Consider the following 22608-nt stretch of genomic DNA (forward strand, 5'->3'; position numbering starts at 1 on the left):
GGTCATGCGTCTAGGAGGTGCTCGATGACATCGACCGACCGTCCCGACGACCGTGAGTCGACGCTGGCCCTGCTCCGCGCTGAGCTGGAGCGGATGCGGGAGCGTACGGCTTCCCACCCCCACGACATCGCCGTGCTGGAGAGACGCCTGGCCGACGCCCGGACCGACGCCCGCACCACCGCCGCCAACAACGAACGGCTCGCCGCCACGTTGCGGGAGGCCCGTGACCAGATCGTGTCGCTCAAGACCGAGGTGGACCGGCTCGCCCAGCCGCCGGCCAGCTTCGGCGTCTTCGTGGCCGAGGCGCCGGACAAGACCGCCGACATCTACACCTCCGGCCGCAAGATGCGGGTCAGCGTGAGTCCCGACGTGGAGCTGGACGGTCTCGAGCCCGGTCGCGAGCTGCTCATCAACGAGGCGCTGAACGTGGTCGGGGTCCAGGAGTTCACCGACGTCGGCGAGGTGGTGCTCCTGAAGGAGATCCTCGAGGACGGCGACCGGGCCCTGGTCATCGGGCACGGCGACGAGGAGCAGATCGTCCGGCTGGCGACCAGGCTGAAGCAGCAGCCGATCCGGTCCGGTGACTCGCTGCTGGTGGACCGCCGGGTGTCGTTCGCCTTCGAGCGGGTGCCCAAGCTGGAGGTCGAGGAGCTGGTGCTGGAGGAGGTGCCGGACATCGACTACTCGGTGATCGGCGGCCTCGGGAACCAGATCGAGGCCATCCGGGACGCGGTCGAGCTGCCGTTCCTGCACAAGGAGCTGTTCGCCGAGCACGAGCTCAAGGCGCCGAAGGGGATCCTGCTCTACGGTCCGCCCGGGTGCGGCAAGACCCTGATCGCCAAGGCCGTGGCCAACTCGCTGGCCCAGAAGGTCACCGAGCACACCGGTCAGGAAGGACGCAGCTTCTTCCTGAACATCAAGGGCCCAGAGCTGCTGAACAAGTACGTCGGTGAGACCGAGCGGCACATCCGCCTGGTCTTCCAGCGGGCCCGGGAGAAGGCGTCCGACGGGATGCCGGTGATCGTCTTCTTCGACGAGATGGACTCGCTGTTCCGGACCCGCGGCTCGGGGGTGTCCTCGGACGTGGAGAACACCATCGTGCCGCAGCTGCTGAGCGAGATCGACGGCGTCGAGGGACTCGACAACGTGATCATCATCGGCGCCTCCAACCGCGAGGACATGATCGACCCGGCCATCCTGCGACCGGGCCGGCTGGACGTGAAGATCAAGATCGAGCGCCCCGACGCCGAGGCCGCCCGGGAGATCTTCAGCAAGTACCTCACACCCACGCTTCCCTTGCACCACGAGGACCTGGACGAGTTCGGCGGCGATCGACAGGCCACCGTGCGGGGCATGATCGACCGCACCGTCGAGCGCATGTACGACGAGTCGGACGAGAACCAGTTCCTCGAGGTCACCTACGCCGGAGGCGACAAGGAGGTCCTCTACTTCAAGGACTTCAACTCCGGCGCGATGATCCAGAACATCGTCGACCGGGCCAAGAAGACCGCGATCAAGGACCTGCTCGACACGGGGGTCAAGGGCATCCGCGTCGGCCACCTGCTGCAGGCGTGCGTGGACGAGTTCGCCGAGAACGAGGACCTGCCCAACACCACCAACCCCGACGACTGGGCCAAGATCAGCGGCAAGAAGGGTGAGCGGATCGTGTTCATCCGGACCTTGATCAGCACGAAGAAGGGCAACCACCCCGGTCGCTCCATCGACACGGTCTCCAACACCGGGCAGTATCTCTAGAACCCAGAGCGCTGCTCGGTCGCGCTCTGGACGACTCGTTCGTCAGTTGCGGTTCGGGACGAAAAGCGTGTCCCGGACCGCGTCCTCCTGCACTCCTCGTCGCGCGACCTTCCGCTGCGCTGGGTCCATGGCAGTCCGAAGGTTGCGGGTTCCGCTGCTTTCGCTGAGGCTCCGGGCTTAGACCGAGGCGGTGCTGCGGGTGCGGGCGCGACGGATCAGGCGGAGGACTGTGCGCCAGCCGAGCAGGAAGACGGCGAGGACGATGGACGCCACGATGACGAAGGACCAGGCGGCGGTGTCGCCGGAGGCGACGCGCAGGAGCATGCCGAGGACCAGGGTGCCGGCCCAGACCGCCAGGCCCGGACGCCAGCCCGTCGGGTCACCACGGAGCCCGGCCACCACCTGGCAGACCGCGTGCCCGATGACAGCACCCGCCAGGAACGGCCAGGCGGTCCCGAGCACGCCGAGGAACGTGTCGGCCTCGTCGTGGCTGCTGCGACCCAGGATCGCGAACACCACGACGGCGACCACGTCGACCACCAGGGCGGGAAGTGCCTTCACGGCGTTGAAGACTACGCGCCCGGCGCGCCTCGGTGAACCGATTCAGAAAACTCGCCCAACTAGGCTGGCCCGATGACTGCCTCGGCCGGGTCGACACCCGGGTTGCCGCCGGTCCTGCGGGTGATGGGGATCGAGACCGAGTACGGGATCTCCGCCCTCGGTCAGGCGCCCGGCGAGGATCTGCACCCGATGCAGCTGTCCAACCACGTGGTGAAGGGCTACGGCTGGGCCACCACCGCCCAGCCGGCCGGCTGGGACTACGAGACCGAGACCCCGCTGCGGGACATCAGGGGGTACGAGATCAGTCGCCACCAGGCCCATCCCGACCAGCTCACCGACGCCGACCTGGGCATGGCGAACGTGATCTTGACCAACGGCGCGCGGCTCTACGTCGACCACGCGCACCCGGAGTACTCGGGGCCCGAGGTCACCAACGCCCTCGACGCGGTCCGCTACGACAAGGCGGGCGACGCGGTGATGGCGATCGCCGCGGAGCAGGCCGGCCAGAGCCTCGGCCGCCCGGTCCGGCTTTACAAGAACAACACCGACGGCAAGGGCGCCTCGTACGGGACGCACGAGAACTACCTGCTGGAGCGCAGCACGCCGTTCGACCGGGTGGTGACCCAGTTCACCGGGTTCCTGGTCTCCCGCCAGGTGGTCACCGGCGCCGGTCGCGTCGGGGTGGGCCAGTCCAGCCAGCAGGCGGGCTTCCAGATCAGCCAGCGCGCCGACTTCTTCGAGGCCGAGGTGGGCCTGGAGACGACCCTGAACCGGCCGATCATCAACACCCGCGACGAACCGCACGCGGACGCCGCCCGGCACCGCCGGCTGCACGTGATCACCGGCGACGCGAACCTGTCGGAGATCTCGACCTACCTGAAGGTCGGCACGGCGGCCTGGGTGCTGCGGGCCATCGAGGCCGGTCTGGTGCCGGCCACCGTCCGGGTCGACCAGCCCGTGCCGACGATGCGGGCGATCAGCCACGACCCGACCTGCCGTCACCTGCTGACGCTGGTCGACGGTCGCCGGATGACCGCCATGGACCTGCAGGAGACCTACCTCGAGGCGGCTCGGGCCTGCTTCGAGCTGCGGGCCGGCGACCTGCCCGAGCCGGCGCAGATCGAGGCCAAGGACCTGTTCACCCGCTGGCAGGACACGCTCGACGCCCTGCGCCGGGACCCGGCCGAGCTGGCCGACCAGCTCGACTGGGTGGCCAAGCTGCAGCTGATGGAGTCCTATCGCGACCGGGACGGCCTCGGCTGGGCCTCGCCGAAGCTGGCCCTGATCGACCTGCAGTACTGCGACGTCGACCCCCGGCGGAGTCTGTTCGCCGCCTTGGTGCGCAAGGGTCGGATGCGCCGGCTGATCACCGACGACGAGGTCGAGCGGGCGCGGCTGCAGCCGCCGACCGACACCCGGGCGTACTTCCGGGGCCGGGTGATGGAGAAGTACGGGCCCGCCGTGGTCGCCGCCTCCTGGGACTCGGTGATCTTCGAGGTGCCCGGCAAACCCGCGCTGCAACGGCTCCCGCTGCTCGACCCCCTGAAGGGCACCCGGGCCCAGGTCGGGGCGATCATCGACGCCAGCGCGGACGTGGTCGAGCTGTTCGAGAACCTGGACCGCTGACCGTCCGGGCCGCCGGGCGGCCCGCCCTCCCGCGACGGCCCGTCTCACTTCCCGATCCCTGTCAGACCGCCGCACTAGGCTGGGGACATCGGTCGACCGCCGACCTCATCGACGGTCGCAACAGCCCCATCGAGGCGCAGGAGGTGCGCGATGCCTGAGTCGGAGCAGAGCCGGAGCAGGACCCGTCAGTCGCAGACCGAGACCGACGAGGAGCTGACCCCCGCCGACACCGCCCACAAGGCCGAGCTGGACGCCGACGTGGACTCCCTGCTGGACGAGATCGACTCCGTCCTGGAGAGCAACGCCGAGGAGTTCGTGCGCTCCTTCGTGCAGAAGGGCGGGCAGTGACCGACCGTCTGACGCCCCCGCACGGCCACGCCCCGCTTCACGGCGCTGGTCTTCCGCCGGCCTTCCTCCAGGCCGGCACGTCCTCGTTCTCCGACTTCGCCGAAGCGGTCGCGCCCAATGTGCTGCCCGGCTCCCGCACCGGTGTCGGCGGCACCGTGCCCACAGACCTGGCGCCGCACGGCACGACGATCGTGGCCGCGACGTTCCCCGGTGGCGTCGTCGTCGCCGGCGACCGCCGGGCCACGATGGGCAACATGATCGCCCAGCGCGACATCGAGAAGGTCTACCCGGCCGACGAGTTCTCGATCATCGGCATCGCCGGGTCGGCCGGTCTGGCGGTGGAGATGGTGCGCCTGTTCCAGCTGGAGCTGGAGCACTACGAGAAGATCGAGGGCGCCCCGCTGTCCCTGGTCGGCAAGGCCAACCGGCTGGCCACGATGATCCGGCAGAACCTGGGGCTGGCCATGCAGGGTCTCGTCGTGGTCCCGCTCTTCGCCGGCTGGGACCTGGCCCGCGAGGAGGGACGGATCTTCTCCTACGACGCCACCGGCGGTCGCTACGAGGAGCAGGCCTTCTTCTCGGTCGGCTCCGGGTCGGTCTTCGCCCGCGGCTCGCTCAAGAAGCTCTACCGGCCCGACCTCACTGCCGCCGAGGCGGCGACCGCTGTCATCCAGGCGCTGTACGACGCGTCGGACGACGACTCGGCCACCGGCGGCCCGGACCTCACCCGGCGGATCTTCCCGATCGTGATGACCGCGACCGCCGTCGGCGTGCAGCGGGTGGCCGACGACCAGATCGCCGCCATCGTCGACCAGGTGGTCGCCGCCCGGATGCAGCGCCCCGACGGACCAGGAGCACCACTGCTGTGAGCATGCCGTTCTACGTCGCCCCCGAGCAGCAGATGAAGGACCGGGCGGACTTCGCCCGGAAGGGGATCGCCCGCGGTCGCTCGGTCATCGTGCTGCGCTACGCCGACGGCATCCTGTTCGTCGCCGAGAACCGGTCGCAGGCCCTGCACAAGGTGAGCGAGATCTACGACCGGCTCGGGTTCGCCGCGGTCGGTCGCTACAACGAGTTCGAGAACCTGCGGACCGCCGGCATCCGGTACGCGGACCTGCGCGGCTACAGCTACGACCGGACCGACGTCACCGGGCGGGGGCTGGCCAACGCGTACGCGCAGCTGCTGGGCACCATCTTCTCCTCCGGCGGCGAGAAGCCGTACGAGGTGGAGATCGTCGTCGCCGAGCTGGGTCCGACCGCGGAGACCGACCAGATCTACCGGCTGACCTACGACGGCTCGGTGGCCGACGAGAACGGCTACGCCGTGATGGGTGGCTCGGCCGAGGCGATCACCGAGACGGTCCGCGCGGGCTACCGGGCGGGCCTAGGGCTCGCCGCCGCCGTCCAGCTGGCCGTGCGGTCCCTCGCCACCGACGGCGGGCCCAACGCGGCCCCGCGCGAGCTGGGGGCCTCGGCCCTGGAGGTCGCCGTCCTCGACCGCAGCCGAGCCCTGCCGCGCAAGTTCCGGCGGATCAAGGGCGACTGGCTGACCCGGCTGCTCACCGACGGGACCGTCCCGCCCGATCCCGGCCCCGAGGCCCCGCCGGCCGTCCCGCCGGCCGAGCTGCACGAGACCGACCTCAGGCAGCCCGAGGGGTGACCACCGGCCGACCCGACCGGCCGGCGCCCCCCACGGACCACCCCCGCGTGATGGTGGTCGGGGTCGGCCTCATCGGTGCCTCCATCGGCAGCGCCCTGACCGCCCGGGGCTGGCCGGTCCACCTCCGCGACGCCAAGTCGAGCCACGCCCGGGTGGCGGAGACCCTCGGCTCCGGCTCGCTCACCCCGCCGCCGGTGGAGCACGTGGACCTCGTGGTGGTGGCGGTGCCGCCGCGGGCCCTGTCGGTCGTCGTCCGCGAGGCCCTGGAGACCTACCCGAACGCCACGGTCACCGACGTGGGCTCGGTCAAGGCGGAGGTGCTGGCCACCGTCTGGGGTCACCGCGACCTGCACCGCTACGTGGGCTCGCACCCGATGGCCGGCACCCAGCACTCCGGCCCGACCGGCGCCCGGGGCGACCTCTTCGCCGACCGGACCTGGGTGATCACCCCGCACCGGCGCTCCGACCCGGACGCCGTCCGCGCCGTCACCGCGCTGGCCCTGGCCTGTGGTGCCCGCACGGTGACCATGGACGTCGACGACCACGACGCCGCGGTGGCGCGCGTGTCGCACCTGCCGCACCTGATGTCGGTGCTGACCGCCGGCCACCTGACCACCGTCGGCGAGCAGGATCTGGCCCTGGCCGGTCCCGGGCTGCGCGACGTGACCCGGATCGCCGGCAGCGACCCGGGACTGTGGGAGCAGATCCTGACCGCCAACGCCACAGCGGTCCTGGCCGAGCTCCAGCAGGTGCGCGACGACCTCGCCGCCCTGATCGGCGCGATCGAGCAGGGAGCGGCCACCCCGCCGGACGGCCACCGCGACGCCGCAGCGCTGCGCACCCGCCTGGCCCGTGGGGTGGCCGGCACCCGACGGATCCCCGGCAAGCACGGAGCCCCTTCGGTCGCCTACCGTCAGGTGGTCATCGAGATCCCGGACGCCCCCGGTGCCCTGGCCCGGTTGTTCGCCGACGTCGACCGGGCCGGGGTCAACGTCGAGGACGTGACCATCGACCACGACCAGAACCGGCAGGTCGGCTACCTGGCGCTGTCGGTCGAGCCCGGGGCTGCCGCCGGGCTGTCCGACCTGATGACCGCCCAGGGATGGGACGTCCAGCCCTGACTCACCTCACTAGCGCCCGCACTCCGGCGCGTAGTGAGCAGCGAGTGAGGACGACCCCCTGGCGAGCGACCGCGAGCGAAGCGCCCGGCTCTCTCTGGACCGACGAGCGAGCAGACACGCTTTTCGTCTGCGAGCCGAGGAGGGAAGTGAGAGCCATCCGGCGCGTAGTGAGCAGCGAGTGAGGACGACACAGGCCCGGTAGTCTGGCGGGATGCCCGACCGTCATGCCCCTTCCGTTGCCCCCGAACGCCCTGAGGCGGTGACGACCCCGCTGGTGGTCGCGATCGACGGCCCGAGCGGGTCGGGCAAGTCGAGCACCGCGCGAGGAGTGGCACAGAAGCTCGGCCTCGCCTTCCTCGACACCGGCGCGATGTACCGCGCCGCCACCTGGCTGGTGCTGCACTCCGACGTCGAGGCGGGCGACACCGACGCCGTCGCCGCCCTGGTCGGGTCCGCCGACATCGCCATCGCGCTGGATCCCGCCCGGCCGACCATCAGCATCAACGGCACCGACGTCACCGAGGCGATCCGTGAGCCGGTCGTGTCCGCCGCAGTCAGCGCCGTGGCCACCAACCTCGCTGTCCGGGCCGACCTGGTCGCCCGGCAGCAGTCGATCATCGGCTCCGCCGCGCAGGGGATCGTGGCCGAGGGTCGCGACATCACCACCGTGGTGGCACCCGAGGCCCCCGTACGGGTGCTGCTGGTCGCCGATCCCCAGGCCCGGGTGGCGCGCCGCCAGGCCGAGCTGGGGGAGCGGGTGACCAGCTCCGAGGTGACCGACCAGGTGATCCGACGTGATCGGGACGACTCGACGGTGGCCCAGTTCACCGAGGCCGCCGACGGCGTGGTGGTCGTCGACTCCACCCACCTCACGCTGTCGGAGGTGATCGACCGGATCGCCGACCTGGCGCCGACGTCGCGACCGACCGTGTCGACCGGCGCGAGCTCCTCGGCGGTGTCCCGATGACCGCCGACGAGGTCGGCACCGCCACCCACGAGATCCCGCCGGTGGTCGCCGTGGTCGGCCGCCCGAACGTGGGCAAGTCGACGCTGGTGAACCGCATCCTCGGCCGCCGCGAGGCGGTCGTCCAGGACGTGCCCGGGGTGACACGGGACCGGGTGAGCTACGACGCGCTGTGGAACGGCCGCCAGTTCGTGGTGGTCGACACCGGGGGCTGGGCCTCGGACGCGACCGGGATGGCGGCCCAGATCGCCGGACAGGCCGAGATCGCCATCGAGCTGGCCGACGCCGTCGTGTTCGTGGTGGACGCCACCGTCGGCGTGATGGATGAGGACGAGGCCGTGGTCCGCGTCCTCCGGCGCAGCCAGAAGCCCGTGGTGCTCGCCGCCAACAAGGTCGACGACCCGCGGACCGAGGCCGAGGCGGCCAAGATGTGGAACCTGGGGCTGGGCGAGCCGTATGCGGTCTCGGCTCTGCACGGCCGGGGCAGCGGCGACCTGCTCGACGCCATCCTGGAGTCCCTGCCCACCGCCCCGAAGGAGACCGACGAGGAGGTCGGCGGTCCTCGTCGGGTCGCCATCGTCGGCAAGCCCAACGTCGGCAAGTCGAGCCTGCTGAACACCCTGGCCGGACGGCAGCGGGTGGTGGTCGACAACGCGGCGGGCACCACGGTGGACCCGGTCGACGAGCTCGTGGAGGTCAACGGCACCGTCTACCGCTTCATCGACACCGCGGGGATCCGCCGTCGGGTCAAGGAGGCGACGGGTCACGAGTACTACGCCAGTCTGCGCACGCACGGCGCGATCGAACGGGCCGAGGTCTGTGTCGTCGTCATCGACGCCAGCGAGCCCGTCACCGAGCAGGACCTGCGCATCCTCACCTCCGTGGAGGAGGCGGGTCGGGCCCTGCTGATCGCCTTCAACAAGTGGGACCTGACCGACGAGGAACGCCGCCGCTACCTGACCCGGGAGATCGAACGGGACCTCGTCCAGTTCGCCTGGTCGTCGCGGGTGAACATCTCCGCCGGGACCGGTCGGCACGTGGACCGGCTGCAGCCGGCCATCGACGAGGCGCTCGGGAACTGGGAGAAGCGGATCTCCACCGGCAAGCTGAACGCGTTCCTCGGTCGGATCGTGGCCGCCCACCCGCACCCGGTCCGGGGCGGGAAGCAGCCCCGCATCCTGTTCGGCACCCAGGCCCAGGCCGGTCCGCCCACCTTCATCCTGTTCACCTCGGGTCAGATCGAGGCCGGCTACCTCCGCTTCGTGGAGCGCCGGTTGCGGGAGGAGTTCGACTTCACCGGGACTCCTGTCCACCTGCAGGTGCGGGCGCGCGAGAAGAGGGGCAAGAAGAGCCGCTGACACCGGCGCGTTCTCGTCAGCGGTCGGGCAGGATGACCGCGTGAGCGACCCCACGGCGACGCAGCACGAGACCGATGACCAGCACGGCGTGGTCTTCCCCCGGGACGCGCAGGGCCGTCGCAGCACCACGGCCGTTGGTCGGGCGGTGGTCGCCGACGCCCTGCGTCCGGTCGATCCCGCCGGCGCCCGGGCCGCCGGGCAGGAGACCGCCTGGCGCAGCGACTACCTGGTGCACTTCCGGCGGCTGGTCGAGGCCGGCGTCGGGGGCGACGCGGTCACGATCGCCCGGGCCGGACTGGACAGCCTGACCTCCCGGCTGGTGTGTCGTCAGCACGACGGCGAGGTGCCGCTGGCCGACTGGCCGATCGACGACGAGCGTCCCGCCACGACCGAGGTGGTCGGGGCGGGGGAGCCCGAGCCTGCGCTCTCCCTGCCCTTCCGGGGTGGGCGCCTGCACGGCGATGCGCTGCGACGGCAGATCGACCGGTGGATCGTCGCCGGGGTGGTGGAGCCCTCCGTGGCCGACGCCGTCGGAGCCGTGCTGGACCACCCGGACTGGCTGCGCCTGGAGGGTCGGACGGTCGCGGTGCTCGGCGCCGGGGCCGAGATGGGACCCCTGGTGCCGATGCTCAGGTGGGGCGCCCGGGTGGCTGCGGTCGACCTGCCTCGGCCGGCGATCTGGACCCGGCTGCTGGACCAGGCGCACCGACGAGCCGGTCGCCTCCTGCTGCCGACGCTCGTCGAGGGGACGGCCGATCCCGGGACCGCCGGCGCCGACCTGCTGGCCGACGCACCGACCCTCGCAGCCTGGCTCGCCGAGGTGGCCGGCGCCGACCAGCTCGTGGTCGGCAACTACGTCTACGCCGACGGCGCGACCAACGTGCGCGTGGCGACGGCCGTGGACGTGCTGAGCACCCGGCTGCTGGCGGAGCGACCCGACACGGCGCTGGCGTTCCTGGCCACCCCCACCGACGTGTTCGCGGTGCCGTCGGCGGCGGTGCGGGCCTCCACCCGCGCGTACGACGACAGGTCCGGCACCGCCAAGCTGGTGGGGCGGCCGCTGCGCACCCTCAGCGGCGGCCGCTTGCTGCGTCGGTCCTACGTGGCGGGCGCCGACCCCGGCATCAACGACAGCCTGATCCCGCAGCAGGGCCCCAACTACGCGCTGGCCAAACGACTCCAGCGCTGGCGCGCGACGGTGGCCCGCCACGATGGCGGGCTGGTGTCCCTGAACGTGGCCCCGCCCACCCGGACCCGCTCCGTGGTCAAGAACCGAGCACTGGCGGCGGCGTACGCCGGGGCGCACCGGTTCGGGGTCGAGGTGTTCGAGCCGGCCACCGCGAACGTGCTGATGGCCGCTCTGCTCGTCCACGACCTGCACACCGGCGGCGGACCCGCTCACGCCGAGCCCTGGCAGGACGAGGCCTACGCGGCCGTGCACGGGGGTCTGTGGCGCACCGCGTACGCGCCCCGGAGCATCCTCGGGATGGCCGCACTGTTCGGTTGGGGCGCGGCGCGACGCTGACGGACGCCGTTGTGGACGTGATCGTCACCGATGTCGGAGACAACTGCGTCCGATAGCCCGTGACCACGGCGTGTTCGGATTCCGCCCTCGGCGGTTCGGCATAGTAGAGTTCCCCCTCGTGGCCGGGCCCGTCCGGACGGCCGCAGCGGGCTGTGGCGCAGCTTGGTAGCGCACGTGACTGGGGGTCACGGGGTCGCAGGTTCAAATCCTGTCAGCCCGACGTCGTGGTGTCTCAGGACATCGACAGGGGTCGGACCCACGAGTTGTGGGTTCGACCCTTCTTCCTGGGTGGTCCGGCCCGCGGGCACCAGGGCCGGAGCCGCCGTCGCCATCAGCACCTGCCGGCGGCGACCCTAGCTTCGCGCGGAGACCACGTGTGAGGACTTCGTCACGAGGCTCCGAAAGAGCTTGACCGACCTCGGCCCTGCTCCAGGTGGGTAGGAATCGGTGAGGTAGACGAGGACAGCACGCGTGTGGGACACCAGCACGATGGTGAGCACGATCGTGACCAGCCAGGTGGCGGACAGAAGCACGAAGGTCGGGCTCACCACACCGGTGGCGGTCCAGGACGCGACGACGGTCGGGGCCGCGATGACGATGAACATCACGAGCCAGCCGGTGAGGAGCAAGCCTCCGCCCAGGAGGTACCAGCCTTTCCGAGGGTCGCGCTCGGTCTTGGCGAGCGTCGAAGCCAAGAAGCCGAGGAGAGCAGCGACGCCGAAGATCGACGGGCCCCCCGCGAGCGTGATCAGGTCTTTGGCCACATCTGCCGTGCTCACTGAGAGCTCGCCGTGGGTAGTTTCGCGGCGGGGAACTCATCCCCTACGAGCAGGAGCCAAGGCCTGCTGGCTTCGCCGAGAACGACGTCGACGTGGATGCCAACCCGTTGAGCGGATGCGAGGAAAGCATCGCGACGATCTTCGGTGGTGAACTCGACGGCGGTTCCGACGAAGGTGTCCCCACGTCGGCGCCCGCGGTTCTTTGCGCCCGTGAGTGACCAGTCGATCGTCAGGTCGTCGGCATCGTCGCTGTAGGTTGCCAGGAGAGTCGTGCGCATGGATCTCGCCTGCGCTGCAGTCACCCTGAACAGGGCCTGGATCTCGAAGTCTTCGATGACGCGATGGAGTTGCCGGCTGATCTCGATCAGGACCGCTGACCTTTCGGCGGTCAGACTCGTCGGGACGGGTCCGACCTGCACGGTGCGAGCGAAGGCGTTCCGCTCCATGGCGGCGAGGTAGGCGGCGACGAGCGCCTTCGCGTCGGCGCGATAGCCGATGCGCCGCCCGACGACGTCCTCGAGGATCTGTCTTTCCTCAGCGCCCAGGCCTGCCATACCCGTGAAGATACTGTGGCCCGGAGATTGATACGTGCTCGGACGCTCGCGCACCACTGTGTCGCCGTGGAACCTCTATGACATCCCTCGGCCCAGGGGCCTAGGAACTCGACGAGCACAACGGAGAACGACTCACGTCAGACGATGGTGAAAGACATGAACGTCGAGGTCCTTGTGGCCCGGACGGCGGCTCAGCCATAGGTCAGCCCGGCGCCGTGGGGGAAGAGCGGGTCCTGACTGTCGTCGGCCACATCGGACTGCGAGGCGCGGACGGCCGCGGTCGAACGTGGGATCTCGAACGGCAGCCGACCCTGGGGGGCGACCGTCCCGGAGAGAACGTCGACGAGGGCGGCGGGCGAGGCGCCGACGTCGGTCAGGATCGCCGCCGCGAACTCGGTGAACGGGGTCAGGATCGCCGGCCGTTCGAGGTTGGCGTCGATCACCAGAGGAGCCACCGCGGCGATGGCCCGGAGCCGTGCCACCAGTCCCGGTCGGTACTCCAGCGAGCCCTGGTGGAAGAAACCCTCCAGGAAGAGGTCGTCGCGCGGGTCGAACGGGGCGGGCAGCCGGACCACGGCTACGTCCGCCTCGGCCGGGTCGGTGACGACCTCGCCGAGCCGGGCGGCCTCCTCGGCGGGCACTCCCTCGACGTAGACCGCCAGGGGCGTGGTCACCGGCAGGGTCGGGACGCCGTCCACGGTGCCGTTGTGCAGCAGCACCATCGACTCCGCCTGCGCGCGCAACCCGGCCCGCACGAAGTCCTCGCGCCCGATGACCTCGGTGGCCACGTCGGGATCCACGAACGGGTTGTCGAACAGACCCAGCTGGAACTTCACCAGCAGCAGCCGCCGGACGGACGCGTCCACCCTCTCGGGGCTGATCAGTCCCTGGTCGACAGCCTGCTGCAGCAGCTCGGTCCGGGCTTCACCGCCGAGCTGGTCGGCGCCCGCGTCGATGATCTTCACCAGCCGGTCCAGCTCGTCGAGGTGCTCCACACCCCAGGCCCGCGCCGGCAGGGGCCGGCCGAAGACGGTGGTGCCGGTGACCAGACCCCAGTCGGTGCAGATCACGCCGTCGAAACCGAGCTGCTCGCGCAGCAAACCGGTCAGGATCTGCCGGTTGAAGCCGAAGCCGACCTCCTCGACCGCCTCGCCGTCCAGCTCCAGACCGATCGGCATGCCGTAGTAGGGCATCAGCGCCGAGGTTCCGGCCTCGAGGGCCCGACGGAACGGCACCAGGTGGTCGTCGAACCGCCCTCCGGGATAGACCTGTTCCCGCCCGTACGGGAAGTGGGCATCCTCCCCGTCGAGCTGGGGACCGCCACCGGGGAAGTGCTTCGCCATGGTGGCCACCGAGGTCGGCCCGAGCCCACGGTCGAGCTGGAAGCCCTCGATGTAGGCCGCCGCCACCTCGGCGACGAACGAGCTGTCGTTGCCGAACGTGTGGAACTGCCGACCCCAGCGCGGCTCGGTGCCGAGGTCGATCTGGGGGTGCAACGAGGAACGGATGCCGACGGCCACGTACTCCTGGCGGGCGATCTCGGCGAACTCCCGGACGCGCTCGGGGTCGTCCAGGGCAGCCAGTCCGAGCGGCTCCGGCCAGGCCGACATCGCCCCGGCCGCGAACGCTGCGCCGCTGTTCTCGACGAACGAGTGGCGTGGGTCGGTGCTGACCGTCACCGGGATCGAGTGCGGGGTGGTGGCCGCCAGCTCCTGGAGGGCGTTGGACCACTCCGCGGACTCCCGGGGCGACGGCAGCGCGTGCACGTTGACGTGGTTGATGAGCTTGTCCAGCACCAGCCGCCGGGTCGAGGAGCGGGCCACCGCACCGTCGCCTTCCATCAGCGTGCCCTGGGGGCCCACCTCGATGATGTCGTGGAAGAAGAGGCCGACCTTCTCCGCCGGCGACAACCGGCCCAGCAGGTCCTCGGCCCGTTCGGCCGGCGTCAGGCGCGCGTCCTCGAACGGCGCCATCCGCTGATCATGGTCGAGATCCCGGAAGACGGTCCCGTCCTCGGCGGTCAGGGTCTTCAGCTGTGGCACAGGCATGTCGTCGTCCTTGTCGGGTGAGGATCTGAGGGGTTCGGCTGAGGATCTGAGCGGAGTGTCACCGTGATCCGAGGGTCGCCGCGATCTCGGTCTCCAGGGCGAACGCCGGTCCGATGGCGGGCTCGTGGTCGAAGATCGCGGCCAGCCGGTCCGGCCCCCAGGTCGGCCAGGGGGCCCGATGATCATGGATGAAGGCGACCCAGCCGCGGTGCATCAGGTCGGCCAGCTGCTGAGGGGGTTCCGGGTGGCAGGACTCCTTCACCTGCGGCGCGTCCAGCAGGTCCCAGGCGAACGGCAGCTCGGCGCAGTGGGCGGCCAGCCCGGTGTCGCGGTGTCGCAGGCGGAAGTCGTACACCCAGGTCGGCGCGTCCCCCCGCAGGTCAGCCCAGGTGACCAGGGGGACCCGGAAGGTGAGCTCGGTGATCAGCTGCGCCAGCACCGACGCCGGGCCGGCGGGGAGGTCCCCGTACGCCGTCAGGATCGGCTGCGTCAGGGGACCGAGGCGCGATGCCTCCAGCACGCGGACCAGGTCGCCGGTGGCCAGCAGCGGCGCGAGCTGGGGACCGGCGCCGGTGAACTCGTGCGCGGTCGTCCCGGTGATCACCGGGACGTCGGTGGCGACCCCGGCGGCCAGCGCCCCGGGCACGCTGCGGTCCAGGACGTCGCCGTCGACGTAGGGCAGGTAGGCCAGACCGACACCGCCGGTGGTGAGGATGCCGTCCACCGCCGCGGCCAGGTCGCTCGGGGGTGGTGCCACCGCGATCGTGTCCTGCAGATCGAGGATCTGGTCCTCGGTCAGCGTGGCCAGACCCGCCCGCGTCCAGGGCACGCCGGCGGCCTCCGCCAGTGCCCGGCCGTTGGCCTCGGCGACGGCGCGCGGCTGGACGTCCAGGGCCCCGGAGTGGCTGATGCCCGCCGCGAAGAGACCCCGGGCCCGGGGCGAGACCAGCAGGGCCCACACCGAGCCGCCCCCGGCGGACTGGCCGCCGATCGTCACCCGGTCCGGGTCGCCGCCGAAGTCGGCGATGTGGCGCCGCACCCAGCGCAGCGCCTCGATCTGGTCCAGCAGCCCGCGGTTGTGCGGGGCGTCGGGGATCCAGCCGAAGCCGTCGAAGCCCAACCGGTAGGACAGCGTCACCGTCACCACGCCGTCCCGGTTGAACGCCCGACCGTCGTACCACGGGCTGGCGGGGGACCCGGCCTTGTAGCCACCGCCGTGGATCCAGACGAAGACCGGCAACCGCGCGTCACGATCGCCGGGGGCGGGGGTGAACACGTCGACGTTCAGGGTGGCATCACCCGGGAGGGAGGGCTCTGGGATCGCGGTCACCTCGGCGAGCTGCCGCCGCTGGGCGGTGGGACCGTGCGCGGTCGCGTCCCGCACACCCGACCAGGTCCCGGCCGGGACGGGGACACCGAACCGGAGCGGTCCCACCGGCGGTTCGGCGAAGGGCAGTCCGAGGAAGGCGGCCGAGCGGGCGTACGGCCCGCCGGGTCCGGTGTCGCGCCAGACACCCCGGGCCGTGCCCTGGACGTAGCTGACGAGGGGATCGGAGACGTCGGTGCCAGTCATCGCTGGCAGCGTACCGGCCCCGGCCGTGCGCTGCAGGTCACACCAGATCAACATTGCGCACAACTGAATTGTGCGCAATCATTCAGACGTGACGACATCGCGGGTGGACGAGCTGATCTGCTTCGCGCTCTACTCGGCCGCCAACGCGACGACACAGGCCTACCGCCAGGTGCTCGGCCCGTGGGACCTGACCTACACCCAGTTCCTGGTGCTGGTCGTGCTCGCCGGGGACGCGCGAACGGTGTCGGTTATCGGCCAGGAGCTCGGTCTGGACTCGGGCACGCTGTCGCCCGTGCTCACACGGATGGAGAGCCGTGGGCTGGTGACCCGACGGCGTCGGGTCGACGACGAGCGATCGGTCACCGTCGCCCTCACCGAGGACGGTCGTCGTACGCACGACGCGGTGGCCGCAGCGGTCGGCTGCCTGACGCCGAGCTTCCTCGGCGCCGTCCCGGATCCGGCCGAGCTGATCCGTCAGCTCCAGGGCCTCACGCGGAACATGAAGCAGCTCACCCACGAGCGACGGGCGTCCTGACCGGGCCCGAACCGTCACACCGAGCACCATCACGTCGATCACGATCAAGATCACGACCACCACCATCACCACGCACGAGGAGAACACCATGGAGACCCTGTACACCGCTGAGGCCCTGTCGACCGGAGGCGGCCGCAACGGTCACGTCCGTTCCACCGACGGCCGCATCGACCTCGACCTGGCCACCCCCACGACGATGGGCGGCTCCGGTGCGGGCAGCAACCCCGAGCAGCTGTTCGCCTCGGGCTACGCGGCCTGCTTCCACGGGGCGCTGCAGGCCGTGGCCCGGGCCAAGAAGGTCGACATCCACGACTCGTCCGTCGGCGCCCTCGTGCACATCGGTCCGAACGGACAGGGTGGCTTCCAGCTGGGCGTCGAGCTCGAGGTCGTCCTCCCCGATGTCGACCCGACAGTGGCCCAGGAGCTGGCCGACGCCGCTCACCAGGTCTGCCCCTACTCCAACGCGACCCGCGGCAACATCGAGGTCAAGGTCAGCGTCTCCGACGACTGAGGACGGCCACCGGTGACCGGGGCGGGTGGCGGTGCGAGAGCACCGCTGCCCGCCCCGTCGCCATCCCCGGCGGCCACAGTGATCATCACCTCGGGTGATCAGACGACGAGACCGATGACCAGGGCGATGATGGCCAGGGCGGGCACGGTCAGCTGCTTGAGGGCCGCCGACGCCTTGGCCGGACTGGAGATCAGCAGCACCAGCCCGGCGGCCACCATCGACCCGGTGCCGACGAAGATCATTGTCAGGCCGACGGTCGGCTCACCGGCCGCGGTCGCCACGACCCCGATGAGGGTGATCACCGCCAGGAACAGGTTGTAGAAGCCCTGGTTGAAGGCCAGCTCCTTGAGGGGCTCGGCCTGCTCGGGCGAGCCGGTGCCGAAGGTGGCCCGCGCTCGCGCACCCGTCCAGGCGAGGGACTCGAGGAAGAAGATGTAGACGTGCACGCCGGCGGCGAGGCAGGCGAGGACGAGTCCGATGACGGTCACGCCAGAATGCTGCCATGCCGATCCTCCACAAGGACATGACGCTCTGCATCTCGCTGGCCGGCCGGCCGTCGAATCTGGGCACGCGCTTCCACAACTTCCTCTACGACGAGCTCGGTCTGCCGTTCGTCTACAAGGCGTTCACCACCGACGACCTCGAGGGGGCCGTCCGCGGCGTGCGAGCGCTGGGCATCCGCGGCTGCTCGGTGTCGATGCCGTACAAGGAGGACGTGATCGCCCTGATCGACGAGCTGGAGGAGTCGGCGGCCGCGATCGAGTCGGTCAACACGATCGTCAACGACGGTGGCCGGCTGTCCGGCTCCAACACCGACTACGAGGCCGTGGCCCAGCTGCTCACCGAGCAGGCCGTCGATCCGCGGTCGTCGGTGCTGGTCCGAGGCTCGGGCGGCATGGCCAAGGCGGTGGTCGCGGCCTTCCGTGGCTCGGGGTTCACGGACCTGACCGTGCTGGCCCGCAACGCCGACGCCGGGTCGGCGCTGGCTGAGAAGTACGGCTACCGGTGGCGGGACACGGAGCCGGCACCGGGCACCGCGGTGCTGGTCAACGTCACACCACTCGGCATGCACGGGTCCGACGCCGCCGCCCAGTCCTTCGACGACGAGCAGGTGGCCGCGGCCGAGGTCGTCTTCGACGTGGTCGCCTTCCCGGCCGAGACCCCGTTGATCACCGCCGGCCGGGCGGCCGGCAAGCAGGTGATCAGCGGCGCAGAGGTGATCGCTCTGCAGGCCGCCCGCCAGTTCGAGCGCTACACGGGGGTGGCGATCAGCCCCGAGCAGGTCGCCCGAGCCTCAGCCTTCTCCCGCCAGGAATGACGCGACTCCCGGGCGCCGAAGGGCACCCGGGAGTCGTCGACGAGGATCAGACCGTGGTCAGCGGGAGCGGACCCGGCGGCTGAAGCTGCTGGCGCTGTGACCCGAACCCGCAGCCGAGCCGGCGGCCGCAGGAGCGCGGTTGCCGTCCCGCGCGGGACGACGGCCACGGCCGGAGCTCTGTCCGCCCGACGCGGCGCCGCCCTGGCTGCCGGCGCCGCCGGCCCGCGGTGCCGACGCCGGTCCCGAGCGGGAGCGTCCGCCGGAGCGACGCCCGCCGCCGTTGCCCGCGCCGCGCCCGTTGCCACGACCGGAGGTGTCGGCCACCGGCGGGGCGATAGGAGCTTCGAAGACGCGCTCGCCGGCGGCGAGCTCCTGCAGGACTGGATGGGCGATGGTGTCCACCACGGTCATGGTCGGCTTGATGCCGGCGGCCCGGGTCAGCGCCCGGACGTCACGCACCTGCTCGTCGGTCATCAGCGTGACCACGGTGCCGGCCTTGCCCGCGCGGGCGGTCCGACCGGAGCGGTGCACGTACGCCTTGTGCTCGGCCGGCGGGTCGGCGTGCACGACCAGCTCGATGTCGTCGACGTGGATGCCGCGGGCGGCGATGTCGGTCGCCACCAGCGTCTGCACCTGGCCCGAGTGGAACGCGTCCATGCTGCGGGTCCGGGCGTTCTGGCTGAGGTTGCCGTGCAGCTCGGTGGCGCGGACGCCGCGGGCGTTGAGCTGCCGGGTCAGCGTCTTGGCCCGGGACTTGGTCCTGGTGAAGATCACGGTGCGACCCGGCGCCGCCGCCAGGTCGACCAGCACCTCGGTGCGGGTGCCGGCGCTGACGTGCAGGACGTGGTGCTCCATGCTGGCCACCGGTGCCTCGGCCGAGTCGGCCTGGTGGATCGCGGGCCGGGTGAGGAACTTGCGGACCAGACCGTCCACGCCGCTGTCGAGGGTGGCGGAGAAGAACATCCGCTGACCGTCCTTGGGCGTCTGCGACAGCAGCCGGGTGACCCCGGGCAGGAAGCCCAGGTCGGCCATGTGGTCGGCCTCGTCGAGGACGGTGATCTGGACCTGGTCGAGGCGGCAGTGGCCCTGCTTGACCAGGTCCTCCAGCCGGCCGGGGCAGGCCACGAGGACGTCGACGCCGCGACGCAGGGCGGCGACCTGGGGCTGCTGCCCGACACCACCGAAGATGGTCCGGCTGGTCAGCTTGGCCACTGCGGCCAGCGGCTGGAGCGCGGTGTCGATCTGCACGGCGAGCTCACGGGTCGGCGCGAGGATGACCGCGCGGGGCCGGTTGGGCTGCGGACGGCGACCGTCGGCGCTCAGCCGGGCCACCAGGGGGAGCAGGAACGCGTACGTCTTGCCGGAGCCGGTGCGACCGCGACCGAGGACGTCCCGGCCCCCGATGGCGTCGGCCAGGGTGGCGGCCTGGATGGGGGTGGGGGTGATGATGCCGCGGTCGGCGAGGACCTGGGACAGGCTCGCGGGCAGGCCGAGGCCGGTGAAGGTGGAACTGGACATGAAGGTGGTCACTCTCGTGGGTGTCTCACCGGATGAATCCGAACGTCGCGGTCGCCATCGACCACGCGAAGAAAACTGGGAGGGGAGGAGCGGAGCTCAACGTCACCGGCAGCGCGGGGTGAGACCAGTGCGCACTGCTGAGGTCCACTCTACGTCATCGCCGCTGCCGCCCCCGCATCCGCGCTCGCGGTGAGCCGCCGGTGGAGCCCGGACCGCGATGGGTGAGGATGAGGCGATCCCCGACCAGAGGAGTTCGTCGATGCCCACGGTGCCCACGGTGTTCGGAGCCGAGATCACGCTGCCCGCCATCGGGTTCGGCACCGGCGGCCTGTCCGGCGCGGCCGGCGTGGACGCGATCGGCCGGGCGCTCGAGGTCGGCTACCGGCTGCTCGACTCGGCGGTGAACTACGAGAACGAGGGCGCCGTGGGGCGTGCGGTACGGCAGTCGTCGGTCCCCCGGGAGGAGATCATCGTCACCTCCAAGCTCCCCGGCCGCCGGCACGGCTACGACGCAGCGATCGCGACCATCGAGGAGAGTCTCTACCGCACCGGACTCGACCACCTGGACCTCTACCTGATCCACTGGCCCAACCCACGGGTGGACCAGTACGTCGAGGCGTGGCAGGCGCTGATCACGGCGCGCGACCGGGGACTGGTGCGGGCGATCGGGGTGAGCAACTTCCTGCCCGAGCACCTCGACCGGCTGATCGACGAGACCGGTGTGACCCCGTCGGTCAACCAGGTCGAGCTGCACCCGTTCTTCCCGCAGACCGAGCAGCGGGCCGCCAACGCCGACCGGGGGATCATCACCCAGGCCTGGTGCCCGATCTACCGCGGTGGGGAGCTGCTCGACCACCTGCTGCTCCGGTCCATCGGCGACCGGCACGGTGTGTCGGCGGCGCAGGTCGTCCTGCGCTGGCACCTGCAGCTCGGCGTGGTGCCGATCCCCAAGTCGGCCGACGACGAGCGCCAGTACGAGAACCTCGACCTGTTCGGCTTCGCCCTGACCGACGAGGAGATGGTCCAGATCTCGGCCCTGGGACGCGAGGACGGCCGGTTGCGCGGACTCGACCCGGCGACCCACGAGGAGCTCTGAGGGCGCGAGCGACCCGCGGGGGAGCCCTGCCACCCGGGCGTTGCGGTGCCGGAGCGCACCGCCGCTGTCGACCGGCGATCAGCCGAGGGCGAACTCCGCCCGCACCTGCACGGGCCGCTGGGGATCCGGCTGCACCAACAGCGTCACCCCCCTCGCCCTGCCACGCACCGGAGGGAAGCCGGCCAGCTGGGTCTCGGCCGCCCGGAGCTCCTCGGCCGGTGCCTCGTGGCCGACCGTGAGGTGCGGCACGGGATCGGGGAACGCACCGCCGAACGGTGGGTACGACGGGAACGCGGTGTGCACCAGTCTCGTCAGCTCCCGGAACGGACGGTCCTCGTCGGGGGCCAGCCACAGGACCCGGTCGTCGAACCACGCCGTCCGGGCGAAGGTGTAGCCGAAGCCGGGAACCCCGGCGAAGAGGTCTCGCAGGGTCGCCAGCACCGTGGTGTCGATGGCCGACGGCGGCAGGAAGGGGTAGAGCACGGTCACGTGCGCGCCCACGCCCCAGGCGGCGTTGGCGTCCCATCGGCGGCGGAGGGGACCGACCACCCGCTCGGCCTCCGGCACCAGCACGACCAGACCGCTGGTCGGGACGTCGGGGAGCATGGGCGGCAGCGTACGGACACCGGCCTGCCGCGGGCGCGCGAGGGGCGATGATGTCGGCGTGAGTGCTCTGCAGGCCGCCCCGGCGACCCGTCGTCAGATCCGTCGCTGGCGTCGCTACCTCGCCGACGAACGGGCGGAGGCGTCCGTCTACCGCACCCTGTCCGGCCGCAAGGAGGGCACCGAGCACCAGATCCTCAGCGCCCTGGCCGAGGCCGAGGGCCGGCACGAGAACCACTGGCTCGACCTGTTGGGACCGGCGGCCGAACCTCCGCCGAGGACCAGCCTGCGGACCCGGATCATGGTCTTCCTGGCCGCCCACTTCGGCACCGTGTTCGTGCTGGCGCTGATGCAGCGGGCCGAGGGTCGGACACCGTACGACGACGATGCGGACGCCACCGACCAGATGGCCGCCGACGAGCGGATCCACGGCGAGGTGCTGCGTGGGCTGGCGGCGCGGGGTCGCGAGCAGCTGTCAGGGTCGTTCCGGGCTGCGGTGTTCGGGGCCAACGACGGTCTGGTCTCCAACCTCGCGCTGGTCCTCGGCATCGGAGCCACCGGGGTCTCGACCCAGACCGTGCTGTTCACCGGGGTCGCCGGTCTGCTGGCCGGGGCGCTGTCGATGGGCGCGGGGGAGTACGTCTCGGTCCGTTCGCAGCGGGAGCTGCTCCAGTCGACGCGTCCCGATCCGGGGGCGCAGGCCGCGCTGCCGCACCTCGATCTCGACGCCAACGAGCTCGCGCTGGTCTACCGGGCGCGGGGGATGGATCCGACCGCGGCGCAGGAACGGGCCGGTGCGGTGCTGGCCAGCCAGGTGCTGGACGCCGACTCGCCGGACGCCGCCGGCGTCGACCCGCACGAGGCGGTGGGCAACGCGTGGTCGGCGGCCCTGTCCAGCTTCTGCTTCTTCGCCTCGGGCGCGCTCATCCCGGTGCTGCCCTACCTGCTCGGCGCCACCGGACTGGTCGCCATCGCCGTCGCCGCCGTGCTGGTGGGTCTGGCCCTGCTGGGCACGGGCGCGGTGGTCGGTGTCCTCTCCGGCGCCTCGCCACTCAAGCGCGCGCTCCGCCAGCTGGCCATCGGCTACGGCGCCGCCGGGGCCACCTACCTGCTGGGCCTGGCCTTCGGGGCCTCGCTCGGCTGAGCCGCCCGAGC

Annotated in this window: 22 protein-coding genes and 1 tRNA gene; 15 read left to right on the forward strand and 8 right to left on the reverse strand. The window is 71.4% G+C overall.

The features are described 5' to 3' along the window. Positions 1–24 precede the first annotated feature (24 nt). Complete coding sequence (arc, locus tag ABD714_RS20045) at positions 25–1755, forward strand: proteasome ATPase (RefSeq protein ID WP_344814216.1); 1731 nt, start codon at positions 25–27, stop codon at positions 1753–1755. 177 nt (positions 1756–1932) lie between these two features. Here the strand turns inward: arc and ABD714_RS20050 are convergent, their stop codons facing one another. Next, positions 1933–2316: a DUF3054 domain-containing protein gene (locus ABD714_RS20050; RefSeq protein WP_344814217.1), complete on the reverse strand. Its 384-nt coding sequence runs from the start codon at positions 2314–2316 to the stop codon at positions 1933–1935. A gap of 72 nt (positions 2317–2388) precedes the next feature. Between ABD714_RS20050 and dop the strand changes: the two genes are divergently transcribed. From dop to ABD714_RS20095, 9 genes are all read left to right on the forward strand, one after another. After that, entirely contained in the window at positions 2389–3942 is a 1554-nt protein-coding gene (gene dop, locus ABD714_RS20055) for a depupylase/deamidase Dop (protein ID WP_344814218.1), read from the forward strand. Positions 3943–4092: 150 nt separating this feature from the next. Further along, entirely contained in the window at positions 4093–4290 is a 198-nt protein-coding gene (locus ABD714_RS20060; RefSeq protein ID WP_344814219.1) for a ubiquitin-like protein Pup, read from the forward strand. Beyond that, positions 4287–5159: a proteasome subunit beta gene (prcB, locus tag ABD714_RS20065; protein ID WP_344814220.1), complete on the forward strand. Its 873-nt coding sequence runs from the start codon at positions 4287–4289 to the stop codon at positions 5157–5159. The genes ABD714_RS20060 and prcB overlap by 4 nt, the downstream gene beginning before the upstream one ends. After that, a complete protein-coding gene (gene prcA, locus ABD714_RS20070; RefSeq protein WP_344814221.1) occupies positions 5156–5950 on the forward strand; it encodes a proteasome subunit alpha in 795 nt (264 codons plus the stop codon). Before prcB ends, prcA begins: the two co-directional genes overlap by 4 nt. Before the next feature lie 50 nt (positions 5951–6000). Then, complete coding sequence (locus ABD714_RS20075) at positions 6001–7071, forward strand: prephenate dehydrogenase (protein WP_344814222.1); 1071 nt, start codon at positions 6001–6003, stop codon at positions 7069–7071. A gap of 211 nt (positions 7072–7282) precedes the next feature. Further along, positions 7283–8038: a (d)CMP kinase gene (gene cmk / locus ABD714_RS20080; protein WP_344814223.1), complete on the forward strand. Its 756-nt coding sequence runs from the start codon at positions 7283–7285 to the stop codon at positions 8036–8038. Next, complete coding sequence (der, locus tag ABD714_RS20085; RefSeq protein ID WP_344814224.1) at positions 8035–9393, forward strand: ribosome biogenesis GTPase Der; 1359 nt, start codon at positions 8035–8037, stop codon at positions 9391–9393. Before cmk ends, der begins: the two co-directional genes overlap by 4 nt. 40 nt (positions 9394–9433) lie before the next feature. After that, a complete protein-coding gene (locus ABD714_RS20090) occupies positions 9434–10918 on the forward strand; it encodes a hypothetical protein (RefSeq protein ID WP_344814225.1) in 1485 nt (494 codons plus the stop codon). A gap of 146 nt (positions 10919–11064) precedes the next feature. Continuing rightward, positions 11065–11138 (forward strand) — tRNA-Pro (locus tag ABD714_RS20095). Positions 11139–11271: 133 nt separating this feature from the next. On the opposite strand, the gene ABD714_RS20100 is transcribed toward ABD714_RS20095, so the two are convergent. From ABD714_RS20100 to ABD714_RS20115, 4 genes are all read right to left on the reverse strand, one after another. Continuing rightward, positions 11272–11697, reverse strand: coding sequence for a hypothetical protein (locus ABD714_RS20100; RefSeq protein WP_344814226.1), 426 nt, complete (start codon positions 11695–11697; stop codon positions 11272–11274). Continuing rightward, positions 11694–12251 (reverse strand): hypothetical protein, encoded by a 558-nt coding sequence (locus ABD714_RS20105; protein ID WP_344814227.1) that lies wholly within the window; start codon positions 12249–12251, stop codon positions 11694–11696. The genes ABD714_RS20100 and ABD714_RS20105 overlap by 4 nt, the downstream gene beginning before the upstream one ends. A gap of 191 nt (positions 12252–12442) precedes the next feature. After that, on the reverse strand, positions 12443–14299 hold the full coding sequence (locus ABD714_RS20110) for a glycoside hydrolase family 3 protein (protein WP_344814228.1): 1857 nt from the start codon (positions 14297–14299) through the stop codon (positions 12443–12445). 58 nt (positions 14300–14357) lie between these two features. Beyond that, positions 14358–15872 carry a carboxylesterase/lipase family protein gene (locus ABD714_RS20115; RefSeq protein ID WP_344814229.1) on the reverse strand — a complete coding sequence of 505 codons (1515 nt, stop codon included), beginning with the start codon at positions 15870–15872 and terminating at the stop codon, positions 14358–14360. Positions 15873–15960: 88 nt separating this feature from the next. On the opposite strand from ABD714_RS20115, the gene ABD714_RS20120 reads away from it, so the two are divergent. Beyond that, positions 15961–16407, forward strand: a complete 447-nt coding sequence (locus tag ABD714_RS20120; protein WP_344814230.1) for a MarR family winged helix-turn-helix transcriptional regulator — start codon at positions 15961–15963, stop codon at positions 16405–16407. Positions 16408–16495: 88 nt separating this feature from the next. Then, entirely contained in the window at positions 16496–16918 is a 423-nt protein-coding gene (locus ABD714_RS20125; RefSeq protein WP_344814231.1) for an organic hydroperoxide resistance protein, read from the forward strand. Positions 16919–17016: 98 nt separating this feature from the next. Here the strand turns inward: ABD714_RS20125 and ABD714_RS20130 are convergent, their stop codons facing one another. Further along, complete coding sequence (locus tag ABD714_RS20130; RefSeq protein ID WP_344814232.1) at positions 17017–17406, reverse strand: DUF1304 domain-containing protein; 390 nt, start codon at positions 17404–17406, stop codon at positions 17017–17019. Positions 17407–17420: 14 nt separating this feature from the next. On the opposite strand from ABD714_RS20130, the gene ABD714_RS20135 reads away from it, so the two are divergent. Beyond that, positions 17421–18236, forward strand: coding sequence for a shikimate 5-dehydrogenase (locus ABD714_RS20135; protein WP_344814233.1), 816 nt, complete (start codon positions 17421–17423; stop codon positions 18234–18236). 57 nt (positions 18237–18293) lie between these two features. On the opposite strand, the gene ABD714_RS20140 is transcribed toward ABD714_RS20135, so the two are convergent. Further along, complete coding sequence (locus ABD714_RS20140; RefSeq protein WP_344814234.1) at positions 18294–19754, reverse strand: DEAD/DEAH box helicase; 1461 nt, start codon at positions 19752–19754, stop codon at positions 18294–18296. Between the two features lie 259 nt (positions 19755–20013). On the opposite strand from ABD714_RS20140, the gene ABD714_RS20145 reads away from it, so the two are divergent. Continuing rightward, positions 20014–20850, forward strand: a complete 837-nt coding sequence (locus tag ABD714_RS20145; RefSeq protein ID WP_344814235.1) for an aldo/keto reductase — start codon at positions 20014–20016, stop codon at positions 20848–20850. A 78-nt stretch (positions 20851–20928) separates the two neighbouring features. On the opposite strand, the gene ABD714_RS20150 is transcribed toward ABD714_RS20145, so the two are convergent. Then, a complete protein-coding gene (locus tag ABD714_RS20150) occupies positions 20929–21456 on the reverse strand; it encodes a 2'-5' RNA ligase family protein (RefSeq protein WP_344814236.1) in 528 nt (175 codons plus the stop codon). A 58-nt stretch (positions 21457–21514) separates the two neighbouring features. Here ABD714_RS20150 and ABD714_RS20155 point away from each other — a divergent pair, with 58 nt between their 5' ends. After that, positions 21515–22597 (forward strand): VIT1/CCC1 transporter family protein, encoded by a 1083-nt coding sequence (locus ABD714_RS20155; protein WP_344814237.1) that lies wholly within the window; start codon positions 21515–21517, stop codon positions 22595–22597. Positions 22598–22608 lie beyond the last annotated feature (11 nt).

It is taken from the genome of Microlunatus aurantiacus (assembly GCF_039536605.1).
In the GTDB taxonomy this organism is placed as follows: Bacteria; Actinomycetota; Actinomycetes; order Propionibacteriales; family Propionibacteriaceae; genus Microlunatus; species Microlunatus aurantiacus.

What these genes read in the sequence shown, in the direction of transcription:
- cmk (WP_344814223.1), top strand. Translation starts at nt 7,283, where the DNA reads ATGCCCGACCGTCATGCCCCTTCCGTTGCCCCCGAACGCCCTGAGGCG.
- ABD714_RS20060 (WP_344814219.1), top strand. Translation starts at nt 4,093, where the DNA reads ATGCCTGAGTCGGAGCAGAGCCGGAGCAGGACCCGTCAGTCGCAGACC.
- ABD714_RS20125 (WP_344814231.1), top strand. Translation starts at nt 16,496, where the DNA reads ATGGAGACCCTGTACACCGCTGAGGCCCTGTCGACCGGAGGCGGCCGC.
- ABD714_RS20105 (WP_344814227.1), bottom strand. Translation starts at nt 12,251, where the DNA reads ATGGCAGGCCTGGGCGCTGAGGAAAGACAGATCCTCGAGGACGTCGTC.
- ABD714_RS20075 (WP_344814222.1), top strand. Translation starts at nt 6,001, where the DNA reads ATGGTGGTCGGGGTCGGCCTCATCGGTGCCTCCATCGGCAGCGCCCTG.
- ABD714_RS20110 (WP_344814228.1), bottom strand. Translation starts at nt 14,299, where the DNA reads ATGCCTGTGCCACAGCTGAAGACCCTGACCGCCGAGGACGGGACCGTC.
- ABD714_RS20135 (WP_344814233.1), top strand. Translation starts at nt 17,421, where the DNA reads ATGCCGATCCTCCACAAGGACATGACGCTCTGCATCTCGCTGGCCGGC.
- arc (WP_344814216.1), top strand. Translation starts at nt 25, where the DNA reads ATGACATCGACCGACCGTCCCGACGACCGTGAGTCGACGCTGGCCCTG.
- der (WP_344814224.1), top strand. Translation starts at nt 8,035, where the DNA reads ATGACCGCCGACGAGGTCGGCACCGCCACCCACGAGATCCCGCCGGTG.
- ABD714_RS20115 (WP_344814229.1), bottom strand. Translation starts at nt 15,872, where the DNA reads ATGACTGGCACCGACGTCTCCGATCCCCTCGTCAGCTACGTCCAGGGC.
- ABD714_RS20145 (WP_344814235.1), top strand. Translation starts at nt 20,014, where the DNA reads ATGCCCACGGTGCCCACGGTGTTCGGAGCCGAGATCACGCTGCCCGCC.
- ABD714_RS20140 (WP_344814234.1), bottom strand. Translation starts at nt 19,754, where the DNA reads ATGTCCAGTTCCACCTTCACCGGCCTCGGCCTGCCCGCGAGCCTGTCC.
- dop (WP_344814218.1), top strand. Translation starts at nt 2,389, where the DNA reads ATGACTGCCTCGGCCGGGTCGACACCCGGGTTGCCGCCGGTCCTGCGG.
- ABD714_RS20150 (WP_344814236.1), bottom strand. Translation starts at nt 21,456, where the DNA reads ATGCTCCCCGACGTCCCGACCAGCGGTCTGGTCGTGCTGGTGCCGGAG.